This is a genomic window from Balneola sp. EhC07 (assembly GCF_001650905.1).
Classification (GTDB): Bacteria; Bacteroidota; Rhodothermia; order Balneolales; family Balneolaceae; genus Balneola.
The window spans coordinates 36,308-49,826 of the sequence record NZ_LXYG01000017.1 but is presented as its reverse complement, the minus strand read 5'-3'; the positions used below and the strand labels follow the sequence as shown (position 1 = coordinate 49,826).

Sequence of the window (13,519 nt, the reverse complement as noted above, 5' to 3'; positions counted from 1 at the left end):
TCTAATCCGGAGTCCGGAACCGGCGATGAAAAGTAAGTTAAATACAAATAAAGAGCCTGTTAGTTTGGCGGGCTCTTTATTCTCCAAATAGTGCATTTACGAAATTAGCCCGGTCAAAAACCTGAAGATCTTCAATTTTTTCGCCAAGCCCGATGTACTTAACAGGTACACTCAACTCATTGGAAATACCGATTACAATTCCACCCTTTGCAGTGCCATCAAGTTTTGTTAAAGCCAGTCCCGTTATATCTACTGCTTCTGTAAAAGCTTTAGCTTGTTGCATGGCATTTTGACCAGTGGAAGCATCCAGTACAAGAATTACTTCATGTGGAGCTCCATCAACAACTTTGCCCATCACCCTTTTAATTTTGGTGAGCTCATCCATTAACGCCTTTTTGTTATGCAGCCGGCCTGCGGTGTCAACCAAAACAATATCAGAGCCACGGGATTTGCCGGAGGAAACGGTATCAAAAGCAACGGAAGCAGGGTCCGCATCCTGACCTTGTTGAACTATGGGCACATCCGCTCGTTCGCTCCAAATAATGAGTTGATCTACGGCAGCAGCACGGAAAGTATCAGCTGCGCCAAGAAGAACTTTTTTGCCGGCTTTTTTATACAGATTTGCAAGTTTTCCAATGGTAGTAGTTTTACCAACACCGTTCACACCAACTACTAAAACAACATGTGGTTTAACCGGGAAGTTTGCATCGAACTCAGCAGGCTTGTCCGAATCATTGTCTTTTAGCAGGTTTACAATTTCTTCGCGGAGCATTGTCTGAAGCTCTGCCTGCGTTACAAATTTGTCTTTAGCTACGCGAGCCTCAATTCTTTTAATGATCTCCAAGGTAGTATGCACCCCGACATCAGAAGTGATCAGAATTTCTTCAAGGTCGTCGAGTGTTTCGTCATCAACTTGGTCTTTCCCAACAAAAGCACGCCCAAGTTTATTAAGAATCCCCTCCCTGCTTTTTTCAACACCTTTGTCTAAAGTTTCTTTTTTCTTAAAACCAAGTTTATCAAGTAATCCCATAGATCAGTTAAATTTTGCTCCCCGCATTATTTTGCGATAGCGATTAAAATAGTCAAAAAATGAATATATCATGATAAATGTACAGATATAAAGTAGCCAATTATGAACCTGTTCTGCATCTCTGAAAAAGAAAACAGCAAGCCAATAAAGGGCAAGAACATTAACGGCAATTTTACCGGACAAAATGGACATGGCAACTTTTCCATACTTTATCTTGATAAAAGAAGAGCCGATCATAATAAAAGAATCTCTGAACACATTCAGAATAAGAAACCAAGGCGGAACCCATCCTAACCAAACAGTATAAATAAACAGAGCAGCGGCGCATAATTTATCCGAAATAGGATCGATCATTTTGCCAACTTCAGAAACGGTATTGGTTTTACGTGCTACAAGTCCGTCTAGGTAATCAGAAATACCGGCATATAAAATTAAAACAATGATGGTAGCATCATATTGGTAATCATTTTGGATGTGCAGATAAATAACCGGAATCGCTACCAAAAAGCGGGAAAAAGAAATCAGATTCGAAAGTGTGAAAACCCTTCCGGAAACTTGAACTGTTTTGCCATCTATGTTTTTTTGATCAACCAAGTAGTACGTATTATCTGTTAATATTGAAAGGTACGCTCATTAACCACACAAAGCCAAAACAAATAAAATGAAGTAAAAAAAGGAATTCAAAACACAAGAAAAGTTATAGCTGTGTTTTCAACCACTCTTCAGCTTCTTCAATTGTTTTAAAAATTTTACCATTAACGCCAAGATTAACCGCCAGTGTTTCCCCGAATTTATTTGAACTGTAATGATCCTCAATCAAATCAACAAATGCGATAGCCTTTCCACGAAAGTCAAGCTTGATAACAGCATTAACAATATTATAGACATCCAAAACAGAGCCGGGGTTTATTTTGATGTTCTCAACAACTAGAAGCTTGGAAAGATTGCAGCTCGACATTGTCGATGAAATTTTTCCCCAGAGTTCATTTGATAGCGCAACGCTGTCTTTTTCAGCTTCATAGTAAGCGTATAGATAATCTCCTATCTGTTTTATTTCAAGTTTATATTCTTTCATAAACAGGACTTTAATTCCTCATAACCCATTATATTATAAAGAATATTAAAGACCTAATACTAATGACAGATTCTAAAGAACTAGTTGAAAAGAAAAATTTTTCCAAACAAGTTTTTAACGGCAAGCTTTTGCATGTGTACTACGATGAAGTGACACTTCCGGACAATACAACTTCTTCCAGAGAATGGATCAAACATCCGGGAGCCTCTGCTGTAGTTCCGGTTTTCGATAATGGGGATGTAATGTTGATCAATCAATACCGCTATCCGGCTAAACAAATATTCCTGGAGGTTCCGGCCGGTAAAATTGATAAAGGAGAAAACCCTCATCAAACAGCAGTTAGGGAGTTAAGAGAAGAAACAGGTATTGAAGCAAAAGAGCTTCATTATGTAGGGCATTTTTTTCCCGCCATTGGATATGCGGACGAGGTGATCCATATCTACATTGCTATGGATCTCAAGTTCAATGAAGACGCAACGGATGACGATGAGTTTGTACAGAAAGAACGGGTGCCGTTTAAAGAGGCTGTACAAATGATTCACTCAGGCGAAATCAACGACGGAAAAACGGTCTGCTGCTTATTAAGAGCAGAAGGGTATTTAAAAAAGTTGGACAGAATCTAGAGCAAGCCTTCTTGTTCTGCAAGCTCGTATAAACTCTGATGTAGTTTTTTGGGGTTCAATTCTCCCCTTCTGGCTAACTCCTCGATCTCAATTTCATTAAGCATAATAATACACCCTGCTGAAGTTAGTGCTGCATCGAAGTTTCTTGGGTCTGCGAGTCTGAGCTTATCAAGATCTATACCGTTAGGTGAAACCTGTTTGTTTACTAAAATGTGAAAGATGTCTTCTTTGGAGTCTCCGAAACTTAATTCTTCAATACCGGTTTGTTCAATTGGAATCATGATTGTCTAAAAAATCTCTGGCTTTAATAATTTCTATAATTTCTTCAGTCTCATTATCAATTTTCTGTACTTGAAATAAACTGATGATGGCTTGTTCGTTCAATGTCTGAATCACATCTTGTATAGTTTCACAATACTCTGTTTCACTAACCAGATCATTCACACCCTGAACAATATACCGATAAGAGCGTTTCTTTTTAGGCTGTGCTACGCTCTTATCCGTTTCTTCAAAATATTCCCTGATAGCATTCTCTGTAACAAACCAACTTACACCGAGCTTGCGGCCTTTCAATCGGCCTTCTCTTAGGTAAGCCCGAAGCGTCATTTTTGATATGCCAAGCATTTCATGCAGATCATCAATGGAATAAAGCGTTAAAGAACCAATTTTACGAGGCATGGGTTAGAAAAATATTTATCTATTAATGCATAATTAGTTGTCTAATATATAAGTTTAAATAATTATTAACTAACATTACTTATACATTACAAAAAAGATTTGGTCAGCGGGGTGTTCCCGTCGTATATTGGTGACAGTTGATTGAAAAACAAAGCAACCCAGCTGAAAGGCAGGGTTTTTTTATGCCCATCTGTTACGCTTTTTCCTCTGCATTCATACTCAACTTATTTCTATCTTCAGAGCATGAAAAGAGCATATACTATTTCAATTCTTACCTTAGCGCTGCTATCCTGTACCAGTTCCAAACTATATTATTCTTCTGATGCAGAAGACTGGAAGGCAAACTCGTTGGATCAAGAAGAGCTTATCTATGAAGTTTACTTAATTGGTGATGCGGGTTCTGCAACTCTGGATGTTCAGGAGCCAAATTTAAAGTTGCTTCAAAACAAACTCGAAGAAAGCTCAGAAAGAAGTGCGGTCGTTTTTCTGGGAGACAATATTTATACCAAAGGTCTGCCTGATTCAACCCATCCGGAAAGAGGTTTTTATGAGGCCAGGATCATTGAGCAAATGAAGACGGTAAAGAATTTCAAAGGGCGTGTTTTTATAATTCCGGGAAATCATGATTGGGATGATGGCGGCAAAGACGGACTAAAAGCAGTTAAGAGACAAGAAGAGTTTGTTGAGGCATATTTAAACAGAGGGAACACATTTTTACCGGATGATGGATTTCCCGGACCGGTAGATATAGAACTAATGGATGATGATGCTCATCCATTACTTAGAGACGATATCAGGTTGATCATTCTGGATACCCAATGGTGGTTGCACAAATATGATAAATCTTATGGAGATACTGGAGAATATGAGCTCGTTGACGGAGGAGATTTCCTCAATGAGTTTGAAGATATTCTTATAAAGCGACAAAAAGACTTTCTGTTGGTTGCCGCTCACCATCCATTGATAACCAAAGGTCCGCATGGTGGCTACCTTCCTCCTTCCACACATATAAGACCGCCGGTTATAGGCACATTTTATGCTTTATACAGACGGGTATTTGGTCTTGAGCAAGATGTAAATCACTATAAGTATAACAGAATGGCAACTAATTTAAGAAGCTTATTTGCCGGCAATGATCATCTTATTTACGCGTCAGGACATTCTCATAGTCTGCAGTATTTCAGAGAAAAAGGAAAAAGAGAAACCAGGCATTTTGTAGTAACCGGAGCCGGAACCAAAGACAATTATGCTGCAAGTGGCAGAGGTTCAGAATTTAGTTATCAGGGCAAGGGATTTACCAAAGTAAAGTATATGGGAGATGGCTCGGTATGGCTGGAAGCCTGGGCTCCGGTTGGAGATGGAGCTGAAGGTGAGCTTATGTATAAAACACAAATGAAGGGGCCATATAGTGATCCTGTTGAGAAAGACCCTGAAGAATTACCAAATATTGATTATTCAGATAGCACAATAGTGATGGCCGCTAATCCATCCTACGATAATAAGAACTGGCTTTTTGAGGCTATTGCGGGATCACACAACAGAAAGTATTGGTCAGTGAAATCTGAATTCCCTTATTTCGATGTTTCGGAAATAAGAGGTGGTTTGACTCCGGTTAGAATGGGAGGAAAAGGTCAGACTAACACATTACATCTAGAAGATGCAGAGGGAAATGAGTTTGTTCTCAGGTCGTTGGATAAGCAAGCCGGAAAAATTTGGGACGAAAATCTAAAAAAAACTATCGCTCTTGATGTTGCTCAGGATCAGTTCTCATTCATAAACCCATATAGTGCAGTTATAGCCACAAAATTATCTGATGCCGCAGAAGTATATCATACCAACCCAAAGATTTATTATGTACCAAAAGATCCTTTACTAGGAGATTATGCAGATCAAATCGGTGGTGAATTAGCTCTTTTTGAAGAGAAGTATGATAATGATATGAGTCATTCAGAAAGTGTTGGGCGCTCTGAAGAAGTTGTAGCATATCGCGATATGATTCGGGAAGTAAACGGAGATATTGATCACCGAGTAGATCAGGAAATGATGTTGAGAGCGCGTTTGCTGGATATGTTTCTGGGAGATTGGGACCGACACAGTGATCAGTGGCGATGGGCAACGTTTGAACCGGATGATAATCAAGGAAAAATCTATCGTCCGATTCCCCGGGATAGAGATGTTGCACTCATGGTAATGAATGGGCTGATTCCTACGCTGGCAAAGTTTGGCCCTTATTATCAGTATCAAAATTTTGGAGATAATTACGGAAATCTGATCGGACTTAACGACAATTCTTTAGATCTGACGAGGCGTTTTACCAACCAACTCACAAGAGAGCAATGGATGGAAATCACCAAAAATGTTCAGAACTCATTTACTGATAGTGTAATAGTAGCGGCGGTAAGGGAGTATCCTGACGAAGTGTTTAAGAAGTACGGCAGTGAAACTATTGGTCACCTGAAGGCAAGAAGAGACAAATTGATAGAGGTTTCTGAAACTTATTTTGAGATGTTGAACAGAGTAGTTTCTGTATCCGGAAGTGATAAAAGAGAGCGCTACGAAGTCGATTTTATTGATGATGAAAGAACGAGGGTTAGGGTATACAAACTATCAGGAAAAGGAAAATTGAGAGATAAATACTTTGACCGGGTATTTAGCGATAAAGAAACAGACGAAATTCGCTTATTCGCAATGGGAGATAATGATGAACTGCATTTCCGGGGCAATGGATCGAATTCAATGCTCATCACAGTTTCTGGCGGTTCAGGTAATGACGTATATACTTTTGAAGACCTGACCAAAAAGACAGCCAAAAACATCGAGGTTTATGATACAGAAACCCAAAATGAGTACAACAATATTCCCGCAAAAACACATCGTCATTTAACAGATGATTTTACTTTAAACGATTACAATTACGAAAAAGACTTCAGTTTTAACCGATCATTTCCGGGATATTTTTTCGCATATAATAGCTTCGATGGTGTTTTCATAGGCGGCGGGCCAAGAATTGTGCGTAACGGATTCAGAAGAGAGCCCAAAGTGAGTCATGATCTAAGGATAAACTATGCGCCCAAAACGGGAGCTTCTAACCTCAAATACGAAGGAATTTGGTACAGAAGAGCAGGAGAATGGGACATCCGCTCAAATACCGAGTTCTTATTTCCTAAAAGTTATCAGAACTTTTTTGGACTGGGAAATGAAACAGTGGAACTGGATCTGGGTAATAAATACTACCGTGCCAGATTATCCAGATACACATTCAGAGGTAGTTTATACAGGAAAATAAATCAAATATTTTCACTGGAATTCGGAAACAGCTTAAGTATTACAGAAGTAGAAGGCGACGATGACGATGGCCCTAATGTTATAACACAACCCGGAATTGGTGTAAGTGAAAGTACATTCGAAGATCAATGGTTTAATACTATTTTCACAGAAATCTCACTCAATGACGTGGATGATATGGTAAATCCTAAACAGGGATATAAATTTTCATACTCTTCAGATCTGAACATAGGACTTGTAAACACGTCACAAACGTTTTCGACGCTCAAAACACAACTGAGTATATTCTATCCGCTTCGATTCAGCCCTCAAATTGTTGTAGCAAACCGTGTGGGTGGATCTCATAACATCGGCCCCTTTCCTTTCTATGAATCTAATTCTATTGGCGGAACAACAAACCTGAGAGGGTTTAAAGGAAACAGATTCGCAGGGAGAAGTACTTTTTATAACAATACAGAGGTAAGAATAGAACTTTTAGATTTCTATAAATATCTGCTTGGCGGAAAACTTGGAGTAACAGGTTTCTTTGATATAGGCAGAGTGTGGACGGACGGTGAAACTTCTTCACTTTTACATAAAGGATATGGCGGTGGAGTTTGGTTCAATGCTTTTGATTCCGTCTTACTTAATTCCACAATTGGTATTTCTGATGAGGGAACATTAATAGAAATTAAAGCAGGATTTTTCTTCTAGTTATTCAACTGTGGCTCGATTATTGATATATTGAACATAAATGCATCAAAAAGTAATAATTAGCCAGAATGCCAGAGCCAAGTAATTATAGATCACTAGCAGCAATTATGTTTGCTGATATGGTAGGTTATACCAGGTTGATGCAGGAAGATGAATCAAGGGCAAAGCTTTTAAGAGATCGCCAAAGAAATGTAGTAGATAAGGTTATTACCACGAACAATGGCAAGGTAATGCAATATTACGGCGATGGGACATTAAGCATGTTCTCGAGTGCTATTAATGCCGTTGAGGCGGCTCAGGAAATTCAAGAGCAACTACAACAAGATCCCCCTGTTCCTCTCCGGATTGGAATTCATATTGGAGATGTAGTCCATGATTCTGAAGGAGTTTTTGGTGACGCTGTAAATGTAGCAGCAAGAGTTCAATCGCTGTCAGTTCCCGGAGGTGTAATGATGTCAGGAAAAGTCTTTGATGAGATCAAGAACCATCCGGGAATAAAAGTAGAAGCGTTTGGAGAGCATGAACTCAAAAATGTATTCAACCCGATCAGCATATTTGCCTTGGCTAACAAAGGAATTGTTGTTCCTGAGCAATCTTATATACAGGAAATTACCGGAAGTCATAAGAACAGTGTAGCAGTTTTACCGTTCGCGAATTTCAGTCCCAATCCGGAAAACGAATATTTTAGTGATGGGATTACGGAAGAGATCATCAATGCCCTTGTAAAATTAGACGGGCTTCAGGTTCCATCCAGAACGTCAGTTTTTGCTTATAAAAACACAAAAAAAGATATCCGTGAGATCGGCAAAGAGTTAAACGTTGCCACAGTTTTAGAGGGGAGTGTCAGGCAGGCGGGGAATAAAATTCGAGTAACCGCACAGTTGATAAATACCGATGATGGTTTTCATGTATGGTCAGAAAACTATGATGGTGAGCTGAAAGATATATTTAAAGTACAGGATGAGATTTCTCAAAAGATCGCTGAGAAGTTGCAAGAGAATTTTGAGTTCAGCCCGGCCAGCAATCTTTACGAAGCGTCGACAGACAGTGTTGTGGCATATAATCACTATTTACAAGGTCTGTATTATTGGAATAAACGAACTCCTGAGGCTGTCCAAAAAGCAATTAAATGCTACGAAAAAGCAATAAAGAAATGTGCTACATATACCAAAGCGTATTCCGGACTGGCAAATTGTTATAGTTTTTTAGGGGTAATAGGACACCTGAAAGGAAAGAAAGCTTTTACGAAAGCAGAAAGCTATGCATTAAAGGCGCTGGAGCTAAACGACTTCCGGGGAGGTTCTTTTGTGGCTCTGGGTTATGTACATCTTTTCTCTAGATGGGATTTCGGTAATGCTGAAGCCAATTTCAGAAAAGCAATTACTATGGAGCCAAACAATGAAGAAGCAAGATTGGCTCTCGCGATGTATTACCGGATTATTGGGGATATAGACCGGATGTTTCATCATACTAAAGCAGCAAGTAAAATAGCTCCGGTATCATTGCCGGTATTACTTCAGCATGGCTTCTCATTTTGCCTGTTGGATAACCATGAAAAAGCAATTGAAATCTTTAAAAAGATATTAGAATTAGACCCTTTATTCAGGTCGGCACTAGAAGGAATGGCTCTGGTGTATGTTACTGAAGGAAAATATGATAAAGCAATAAAAACGGTCAGGAAATATTTAGACCTTGTTGATTCGGAGTTCAAAGGAGGAACGCAGTTAGGCTATATTGCAGCTTTAAAAGGGAATAAAAAATTAGCACAAGAGAACTTAGAAATAATCAAGAAAAGAGAGGAAGCTAATCCCAATCTTAATCTTAGTTTAGATTATGCAGTCATTCATGCAGCGTTGGGAGAAAGTGATGAGGCATTCTTTTATCTGAATAAGGCGGTGGACGAAAAATTAGGCGCTATTCTGCTTATCAAAACAATGTTTCCGCTAAACAAATTAAAGACTGATAAACGATATTCTGAGTTACTTGAAAAAATTGGACTAACACCATAATCCATAACGCATCGAGTTTAGCTGTTAATTTTCTATATTCGGGCAACTTAAAAGATTGAAAATGTCATCAGATTCAGACTCAGATTCAAAAAAGAAATTAGGATCCAGAAAACGCGGGGTGTCCGATATGTTTCGGACCTCTTACCGAACACACATCGAACTAAGTGCGATTGCGGACAACAAATCCAACATCATGATCAGTATAAATGGAATTATTATTTCTATAATAATAGCTTCCATTTCTCCAAAGATCGATTCCAATCCATGGCTGTTACTGCCAACTTCGATTCTTTTAGTTACATGTTTGGTTGCGCTGATTTATGCAGTTCTTTCTGCTCGTCCAAGAGTCAGCAAAGAAAAAGTAACGTTAGAAGACGTGCGTGAAAACAAAGCCAATATCTTATTCTTTGGAAACTTCTATACACTGCCGAGAGCAGATTATGTAGAAGGCCTGGAAGAGTTGATGCAGGATAGTGAGCGACTGTATGATACCATGGCAAGAGATCTTCACGGATTAGGGCTGGTACTCGCAAAAAAGTACAAGCTGTTACGAATTGCTTACAACATCTTTATGGCAGGTCTGGCACTATCAGTGATCAGTTTTATATTTGTTTTCTTTCAGATATCAGGATAATCAGTCGCCGTCAGATTCGCCCGAAAATGCTCTTGTAATACGTTGATTCATAAGGCGGCGATAATTTTCATATTCATACTTACTAACCATAAAGTCGGATTTATACTCGCCATCAAAACACTCAACAAGTAACTTGTTTTCTTTTTCTGTTTCCGAGATGGTAACCTGGACTTTTCCAAGTTTGTATGATTCTATTTCTTTCATAAATGCATTTCGTTTTGCTAAAGATAGGCAGATCGAACTTAAATGGAGAACCTATTCTTTGCAGCCCCAGCCGGAATGTTTCTTTTGATTAGCTTTTTTGCCAAACTCAGGAGCTTTATAAAAAACAGTCATTCCATAAAAGTGAAGGGGTTCAGAATAGATATTTAGATCCTTGCAATCAGCATTATCAGTAAAAAGTGGTTTTTTAGAAGTCTTTTGGAGGTGTTCTGAATAGCTGTTTGACAACTCCTCTAAGTTATCATCAAATGCAGTTAACCAGTACACAGAAATAGTTACCATCGTAGAAAGGTTTGAACTGAGTTTATCATATGCATGATGAGCAAAAAAGTCAGCAAAAATTCCATTGGGGATAGAGTCGTTTTTCTCTAAAAGGTCAAACTTTTCCATCGACATATAAGACAGGTGTAAATTTTGAGGAGAAGCTACAGCAACATCTGTTACCGCTTTTAATTTCTCCATCATATATGGATTGCCGTTATTACAGGTTGAGAGAATAGTTACATCGAAATGTGAAGAGAATTTCTTTAAGTCGTTCGTAAATATCTCAGTATCAAAATTCATGTCAGACATTGATCGATGATAGTTTCGATCTTTGAAAGTGGGAATCTCATGACCAAAGTAGATCAAATATTCTTTAGTGTCTTTTTTTGAGGAATAGGATTGATAGATCTGAGCTTCTGTAGTAAGTCCGCCATCTATGGGGGAGTAATTTCCTTTATTTAGCAGTTTTCCGTTTCTGTAATGATAGAAAACCCGATCTTTTTTGGGGAAGAAAAGGAAAGCTTTCCGTTCAGGTTTCTGGTGAAATATAAAAACCTCACCTTTTTTAGCATTCCGGGCAGTTTCAATAGATTCCTTAAGAGCTTCTTCGTTTGCCTTTTTAGCTTCTCCCTGATCATGGTATAGGTAATTGGCATCGGCATGAATCAAAGATACGATACGATAATTAACTTCGCCGGGGTCTTGTTTTTGGGAAATCGTCTTGGAGCCGGAACATCCAATCGCGAGAAAAATCGCAATAAGTAAAAAGACCACATTATGAGAATGCGGTCTTTTTTTAAGTATAGTTTGTACTGGTTTTTTTATCAAAGCAGAAGCAAAATGATAATGATCAGTAACAAGGTGGTTACTCCGATAGTAACTGTATCAGCTTGTTCCAGATCTTGTTGAACAAAATTAGCAAAGTTATTCAGGTTGTTGTTAGGAACTTTATTAAAACCATTAATCCCATTAAGCTCACTCTTTTTATCCTGAATATCATTTTTGAATATCGCCAAGCCTTCTTTTTCAGAAGCAGGAACAGCACTCATAGACTCAACTTTCTCAATAGAAGTGATCAAATCGTCAAACGAGTCATTTAAAAGCTCTCTTTTTTTCTCCGGAGTCTCTGCTTTTTCTACACTTTCAACCATTTTGTTGATGTGTTTTTTGAACATTGTTTCTGCATCAGCGCTTGATTGCGCATTTATGGGAGACACAAGTCCAACAAAAGCTATAGTTAATACTGAGAATATGAATTTTTTCATTTTTTAATCCGTTTGTTAGTATTGATATTACTTTAATGGAATAAAACCGCTTTCAGTTCCGTATTTTAAAAAAACCAAATGAAACAGACTTTTCAAATAAGTGAATAAAAGACTAACAATTTTAATAGCCGTAGGTATTTTTTTAGGGATATTTCTTTATTCATCCTTAAAAAGTGTTGAACCGCAAAAGATCGAAAACGCTCCAAACTGGATCTCGCTGGAAGCAGCTCAAAAAGAAGCCATAGAAAATGATAAGCTTATTATGGTTGATGTTTACGAAGTAGGCTGTAAATATTGCAGAGCGATGGAAAGAGAGGTTTATCCCGACACCACAGTTAGAATTGTAATAGATCAAGGTTATATACCGGTTAAGCTTGACGGGAACTCTGAAGAGCTAATCCGATTTAATGGAGAAGAAATTGCTGCCAGAGATTTTGCACAAAGTAAAGGTGCATATGCTTTTCCTACTGTTTTGGTATTAACAGCTGATGGAAAAGTTGTTAAGAAAAGAACAGGCTTTATGAATGTTGATGAATTAAGACAATTTCTTTATAACCCGGGCTCCTGATCAAAAGAGCTCAAAATGGATATAATTATGAATAAAAAACTACAATCAGCACTAAGCATTTTAACAATAGCCTTGTTGATCATTGCTTGTGCAGAAAAACCAAATACAAACGGAACAGATGAAGGAGAAAATACTGTCGAGGTATTAAAAGTATCTCCCGAACTGTACTTTAGTGGTGTATCTATTCCCTGGGGAATGACCTGGCTTCCTGATGGAGACATGTTAATCACAGACCGTTCAGGAAAACTGCTTAGAGTGAAAAATGGAAATTTAGTAGCAGAAATTTCAGGTGTTCCGGAAGTACTTGCCCGGAGTCAGGGTGGTTTGTTGGATATAGAAATGCATCCTGACTACGAGTCTAACGGGTGGATCTACATAACCTATTCTTCAACTGAAGGCGAAGGAGATGGAGCAAACACAGCCATTATGAGGGCTAAGCTTGAAAATAATGCTCTTGTTGAATCGGAAGTACTATACAAAGCAACGCCGAATACAAGCAGAGGTCAGCATTATGGAAGTCGTATTGCTTTTGATGGTGATGGATATCTTTACTTTTCGATCGGTGATCGGGGTAACAGAGATGTTCTTCCTCAGGATCTATCTAAAGATGGCGGGAAAATTTACAGGCTGAATGATGATGGATCAGTTCCTTCTGATAATCCTTTTGTAACTGAAGATGGCGCCATTGACGCTGTATTTTCATATGGTCACAGAAATCCGCAGGGAATGAGTACTCATCCCGAAACAGGTAGAATCTGGGCTCATGAGCACGGACCACGTGGAGGTGACGAATTGAACTATATTGAAGCCGGAAAAAATTACGGATGGCCGGTAATCAGTTATGGTATAAATTATAACGGAACGTCGTTTACAGACATGACCGAAAAAGAAGGAATGGAGCAACCTAAAACTTATTGGGATCCATCTATTGCACCTTCCGGACTAGATTTTGTAACCAGTGATTTATATCCGGGGTGGCAGGGAAAAGCCATTGTTGGCTCTTTGAAATTCAATTATCTGGTTATAGTTGAATTGGATGGTACAGAAGTGAAAAATAGAACGATCGTTTTAGAAGACATCGGAAGAGTTAGAAACGTAAAACAAGGTCCGGACGGTTATATTTATGTAGCTGTGGATGGAGCAGGAATATATAAGATCGTTCCTGAGAGCTAA

14 protein-coding genes are annotated in these 13,519 nt (G+C 38.6%); 6 read left to right on the top strand and 8 right to left on the bottom strand.

Going from position 1 to position 13,519, the window contains the following annotated elements; all coding sequences use genetic code 11:
* Window positions 1-76: 76 nt before the first annotated feature.
* The 3 genes from ftsY to A8B79_RS09300 all read right to left on the bottom strand — a co-directional run bounded on the left by ftsY (window position 77) and on the right by A8B79_RS09300 (window position 2,105).
* Window positions 77-1,030, bottom strand: a complete 954-nt coding sequence (gene ftsY, locus A8B79_RS09310) for a signal recognition particle-docking protein FtsY (RefSeq protein WP_066221450.1) — start codon at window positions 1,028-1,030, stop codon at window positions 77-79.
* 3 nt (window positions 1,031-1,033) lie between these two features.
* Window positions 1,034-1,624: a CDP-alcohol phosphatidyltransferase family protein gene (locus A8B79_RS09305; protein WP_066221447.1), complete on the bottom strand. Its 591-nt coding sequence runs from the start codon at window positions 1,622-1,624 to the stop codon at window positions 1,034-1,036.
* 103 nt (window positions 1,625-1,727) lie between these two features.
* The gene (locus A8B79_RS09300; RefSeq protein ID WP_066221444.1) at window positions 1,728-2,105 is read right to left on the bottom strand and encodes a hypothetical protein; all 378 of its coding nucleotides are present in this window, start codon (window positions 2,103-2,105) and stop codon (window positions 1,728-1,730) included.
* Between the two features lie 62 nt (window positions 2,106-2,167).
* Here A8B79_RS09300 and A8B79_RS09295 point away from each other — a divergent pair, with 62 nt between their 5' ends.
* Window positions 2,168-2,728, top strand: coding sequence for an NUDIX domain-containing protein (locus tag A8B79_RS09295; protein WP_066221441.1), 561 nt, complete (start codon window positions 2,168-2,170; stop codon window positions 2,726-2,728).
* Here A8B79_RS09295 and A8B79_RS09290 read toward each other — a convergent pair.
* On the bottom strand, window positions 2,725-3,009 hold the full coding sequence (locus A8B79_RS09290; protein WP_066221438.1) for a hypothetical protein: 285 nt from the start codon (window positions 3,007-3,009) through the stop codon (window positions 2,725-2,727). The two genes, A8B79_RS09295 and A8B79_RS09290, sit on opposite strands and share 4 nt — an antisense overlap.
* The gene (locus tag A8B79_RS09285) at window positions 2,996-3,406 is read right to left on the bottom strand and encodes a helix-turn-helix domain-containing protein (protein ID WP_066221436.1); all 411 of its coding nucleotides are present in this window, start codon (window positions 3,404-3,406) and stop codon (window positions 2,996-2,998) included. Before A8B79_RS09285 ends, A8B79_RS09290 begins: the two co-directional genes overlap by 14 nt.
* Window positions 3,407-3,649: 243 nt before the next feature.
* On the opposite strand from A8B79_RS09285, the gene A8B79_RS09280 reads away from it, so the two are divergent.
* From A8B79_RS09280 to A8B79_RS09270, 3 genes are all read left to right on the top strand, one after another.
* Window positions 3,650-7,384, top strand: a complete 3,735-nt coding sequence (locus A8B79_RS09280) for a BamA/TamA family outer membrane protein (RefSeq protein WP_066221433.1) — start codon at window positions 3,650-3,652, stop codon at window positions 7,382-7,384.
* Window positions 7,385-7,452: 68 nt separating this feature from the next.
* Entirely contained in the window at window positions 7,453-9,393 is a 1,941-nt protein-coding gene (locus A8B79_RS09275; protein ID WP_066221431.1) for an adenylate/guanylate cyclase domain-containing protein, read from the top strand.
* A 61-nt stretch (window positions 9,394-9,454) separates the two neighbouring features.
* Entirely contained in the window at window positions 9,455-10,027 is a 573-nt protein-coding gene (locus A8B79_RS09270) for a Pycsar system effector family protein (protein ID WP_066221425.1), read from the top strand.
* Here the strand turns inward: A8B79_RS09270 and A8B79_RS09265 are convergent, their stop codons facing one another.
* Genes A8B79_RS09265 through A8B79_RS09255 form a run of 3 tightly spaced genes read right to left on the bottom strand, consistent with a single transcriptional unit; the run spans window position 10,028 to window position 11,778 of the window.
* Entirely contained in the window at window positions 10,028-10,231 is a 204-nt protein-coding gene (locus A8B79_RS09265; RefSeq protein WP_066221422.1) for a hypothetical protein, read from the bottom strand.
* Between the two features lie 51 nt (window positions 10,232-10,282).
* A complete protein-coding gene (locus A8B79_RS09260; RefSeq protein ID WP_153038408.1) occupies window positions 10,283-11,341 on the bottom strand; it encodes a hypothetical protein in 1,059 nt (352 codons plus the stop codon).
* Window positions 11,338-11,778, bottom strand: a complete 441-nt coding sequence (locus A8B79_RS09255; protein WP_066221417.1) for a hypothetical protein — start codon at window positions 11,776-11,778, stop codon at window positions 11,338-11,340. Before A8B79_RS09255 ends, A8B79_RS09260 begins: the two co-directional genes overlap by 4 nt.
* Window positions 11,779-11,878: 100 nt before the next feature.
* Here A8B79_RS09255 and A8B79_RS09250 point away from each other — a divergent pair, with 100 nt between their 5' ends.
* On the top strand, window positions 11,879-12,346 hold the full coding sequence (locus A8B79_RS09250; RefSeq protein WP_066221415.1) for a thioredoxin family protein: 468 nt from the start codon (window positions 11,879-11,881) through the stop codon (window positions 12,344-12,346).
* 27 nt (window positions 12,347-12,373) lie between these two features.
* Window positions 12,374-13,519, top strand: coding sequence for a PQQ-dependent sugar dehydrogenase (locus A8B79_RS09245; protein ID WP_066222839.1), 1,146 nt, complete (start codon window positions 12,374-12,376; stop codon window positions 13,517-13,519).

Excerpts from the sequence above, each read along its gene's own strand:
- ftsY (WP_066221450.1), bottom strand. The coding sequence starts at position 1,030 with ATGGGATTACTTGATAAACTTGGTTTTAAGAAAAAAGAAACTTTAGAC.
- A8B79_RS09300 (WP_066221444.1), bottom strand. The coding sequence starts at position 2,105 with ATGAAAGAATATAAACTTGAAATAAAACAGATAGGAGATTATCTATAC.
- A8B79_RS09295 (WP_066221441.1), top strand. The coding sequence starts at position 2,168 with ATGACAGATTCTAAAGAACTAGTTGAAAAGAAAAATTTTTCCAAACAA.
- A8B79_RS09290 (WP_066221438.1), bottom strand. The coding sequence starts at position 3,009 with ATGATTCCAATTGAACAAACCGGTATTGAAGAATTAAGTTTCGGAGAC.
- A8B79_RS09285 (WP_066221436.1), bottom strand. The coding sequence starts at position 3,406 with ATGCCTCGTAAAATTGGTTCTTTAACGCTTTATTCCATTGATGATCTG.
- A8B79_RS09280 (WP_066221433.1), top strand. The coding sequence starts at position 3,650 with ATGAAAAGAGCATATACTATTTCAATTCTTACCTTAGCGCTGCTATCC.
- A8B79_RS09275 (WP_066221431.1), top strand. The coding sequence starts at position 7,453 with ATGCCAGAGCCAAGTAATTATAGATCACTAGCAGCAATTATGTTTGCT.
- A8B79_RS09270 (WP_066221425.1), top strand. The coding sequence starts at position 9,455 with ATGTCATCAGATTCAGACTCAGATTCAAAAAAGAAATTAGGATCCAGA.
- A8B79_RS09265 (WP_066221422.1), bottom strand. The coding sequence starts at position 10,231 with ATGAAAGAAATAGAATCATACAAACTTGGAAAAGTCCAGGTTACCATC.
- A8B79_RS09255 (WP_066221417.1), bottom strand. The coding sequence starts at position 11,778 with ATGAAAAAATTCATATTCTCAGTATTAACTATAGCTTTTGTTGGACTT.
- A8B79_RS09245 (WP_066222839.1), top strand. The coding sequence starts at position 12,374 with ATGAATAAAAAACTACAATCAGCACTAAGCATTTTAACAATAGCCTTG.